Origin of the sequence: Leifsonia sp. (assembly GCF_051955155.1) — a bacterium.
In the GTDB taxonomy this organism is placed as follows: domain Bacteria; phylum Actinomycetota; class Actinomycetes; order Actinomycetales; family Microbacteriaceae; genus Leifsonia.
On the sequence record NZ_JBQCGZ010000178.1, the window covers coordinates 1 to 2,891 of the forward strand.

At 67.2% G+C, this 2,891-nt stretch carries 4 protein-coding genes; all 4 read left to right on the forward strand.

What is annotated here, in order from left to right:
• Positions 1–1,078 (forward strand): preprotein translocase subunit SecY (gene secY, locus ACTHMF_RS19020; protein ID WP_440319775.1); only part of this gene is annotated, 1,078 nt, incomplete at its 5' end.
• Entirely contained in the window at positions 1,075–1,683 is a 609-nt protein-coding gene (locus tag ACTHMF_RS19025; protein ID WP_314146780.1) for an adenylate kinase, read from the forward strand. The genes secY and ACTHMF_RS19025, both read left to right, overlap by 4 nt.
• A gap of 5 nt (positions 1,684–1,688) precedes the next feature.
• Entirely contained in the window at positions 1,689–2,519 is an 831-nt protein-coding gene (gene map, locus ACTHMF_RS19030; protein WP_440319776.1) for a type I methionyl aminopeptidase, read from the forward strand.
• A gap of 163 nt (positions 2,520–2,682) precedes the next feature.
• Positions 2,683–2,891 (forward strand): translation initiation factor IF-1 (gene infA, locus ACTHMF_RS19035; RefSeq protein WP_440319778.1); only part of this gene is annotated, 209 nt, incomplete at its 3' end.

The following is a 2,891-nucleotide window of genomic DNA, read 5'->3' on the forward strand; positions in this document are numbered from 1 at the left end:
CATCACCGCGTCGATCATCGTGCAGCTGCTGCGCGTGGTCATCCCGCGCTTCGAGACCCTCTACAAGGAGGGTCAGGCCGGTCAGGCCAAGCTGACGCAGTACACGCGTTACCTCACCATCGCGCTCGGCGTGCTCCAGTCGACCACGCTGATCACGGTCGCCCGCTCGGGCGCGCTGTTCGGCTCGACCGCCGTCCAGCAGTGCCAGCAGCTCGTCACCGACGACTCCTGGTACGCGATCATGCTCATGGTCATCACCATGACCGCCGGCACCGGCCTCATCATGTGGATGGGCGAGCTCGTCACCGAGCGCGGCATCGGCAACGGCATGTCGCTCCTGATCTTCACCTCGATCGCCGCGCAGTTCCCGAGCTCGCTCTGGGCCATCGCGCAGTCGCAGAGCATCGAGGTCCTCCTGGTCGTGATCGCCATCGGCCTGCTCATCGTCGCCGCCGTCGTCTTCGTCGAGCAGTCCCAGCGCCGCATCCCCGTGCAGTACGCCAAGCGGATGGTCGGCAGGCGGACCTACGGCGGGAACAACACGTACATCCCGATCAAGGTGAACATGGCCGGTGTCGTGCCCGTCATCTTCGCCTCGTCGCTGCTGTACCTGCCCGCGCTGATCGCCCAGTTCAACCAGCCGGCCGCAGGCAAGGCGCCCGCGCCCTGGGTGACCTGGATCACGAACTACCTCACCAAGGGCGACCACCCGCTCTACATGCTCCTGTACTTCCTCCTGATCGTCGGCTTCACGTACTTCTACGTCGCGATCACGTTCAACCCGGAGGAGGTCGCCGACAACATGAAGAAGTACGGTGGCTTCATCCCCGGTATCCGCGCCGGACGCCCGACGGCCGAGTACCTCGACTACGTGCTGACGCGCGTGACGCTGCCGGGCTCGATCTACCTCGGTGTGATCGCACTCATCCCGCTCGTCGCGTTCGCGTTGCTCGGCGCCAGCCAGAACTTCATGTTCGGCGGCACGTCCATCCTGATCATCGTCGGTGTCGGGTTGGAGACGGTCAAGCAGATCGACTCCCAGCTCCAGCAGCGGCATTACGAAGGGCTTCTGCGTTGACTCGAATGCTGATCGTCGGACCTCCCGGAGCGGGCAAGGGCACTCAGGCCGCCCGCATCAGCAGCGCCTACGGGATTCCGGAGATCTCCACGGGCGACATCTTCCGGGCGAACATCAAGAACGAGACGCCTCTCGGGCTGCAGGTGAAAGCCATCGTGGACGCGGGCGACTACGTCCCGGACAGCCTCACGAACCAGCTGGTCACCGACCGCCTCGCCGAGGAGGACGCGAAGGACGGCTTCCTGCTCGACGGGTACCCGCGCACGCTGGACCAGGTGCGTTACCTGGACGACCTGCTCGCCGGGAAGGGCGAGGAGCTCGGCGCCGTGATCCAGCTGGTCGCCGATCAGGACGAGATCGTCGCCCGCCTGACCAAGCGCGCTGCGGAGCAGGGCCGCGCGGACGACTCCGAGGAGGCCATCCGGCACCGCCAGGAGGTCTACCTGCGCGAGACGTCGCCGCTGATCGACGTGTACCGCGAGCGCGGGCTGCTGGTCGAGGTCGACGGGCTCGGCGGCATCGACGAGGTCGCGTCGCGCATCCGCGAGGCGCTGGCCGGCCGCGGCATCCACCCGCTCGCGGGCGCCGACGAGCCGGTCGCGTAACCTCCGTGGTCTTCAGGAAGTCGATCTACAAGACGCCCGCCCAGCTCCGCCAGATGGTGGCGCCGGGCCGTGCCACCGCCGCATCGCTGTCCGCCGTCGCGGACGCGGTCGCGGCCGGTGTCACGACGATCGAGTTGGACGGCATCGCCGAGGCGGCGATCGAGGCCCTGGGCGCGCGGTCGAACTTCACGCTCGAGGCCGGCTACCACCACACGATCTGCGCGTCGGTGAACGACGAGGTCGTGCACGGCATCCCCGGCTCCCGCATCCTGCAGCCGGGGGACATCCTCTCAGTGGACAGCGGGGCGATCCAGGACGGCTGGAACGGCGACGCGGCACGCACCTTCGTGCTCCCCGACCCGGCTCGGCCCGAGGTCGTCGCCGAGCGACAGCGGCTGTCGGACGTGACGGAGGCGTCGCTCTGGCACGGCATCGCGCGGCTGACGACGGCGCGGCACCTCAACGAGGTGGGCGAGGCGATCGAGGACTACATCCAGTCGCAGGGCGAGTACGGCATCCTCACCGACTACATCGGCCACGGCATCGGCCGGCGCATGCACGAGGAGCCGCCGGTGTTCAACTACCGGGTCCGCGCCAAGGGCCCCGAGGTCAAGCCGGGACTCGTGGTCGCGATCGAGCCGATGGTGGTGCTGGGCGACCAGGACACCTACGTGAAGGACGACGGCTGGACCGTCGCCACCGAGGACGGCTCCGCTGCCGCGCACTGGGAGCACAGCGTCGCCGTGCACGCCGGCGGCATCTGGGTGCTGACGGCGGAAGACGGCGGCGCGGCGGGACTCGCCCCGTTCGGCATCACGCCGGCCCCGATCGCCTGAACCGCGCGTTCGCTGAGAGCGGGAGCAGATCATAGACCAGGATTGGCGAATCCGGCGGACTTCCCATAAGATTGATCCTTGGTGTCTTAGGCGTGCTTTCCGTATGCCGTGACCCGAGTCAACGCACGACCAGCAAACCCCAACTTTTAGCGACAGTGAGGCTATGGCCAAAAAAGACGGTGTCATCGAGATCGAAGGATCTGTGATCGAGGCGCTCCCGAACGCGATGTTCCGCGTGGAGCTGACCAACGGCCACAAGGTTCTTGCCCACATCTCCGGCAAGATGCGTCAGCACTACATCCGCATCCTCCCCGAGGACCGCGTGATCGTGGAGCTGAGCCCCTACGATCTGACCCGCGGCCGGATCGTCTA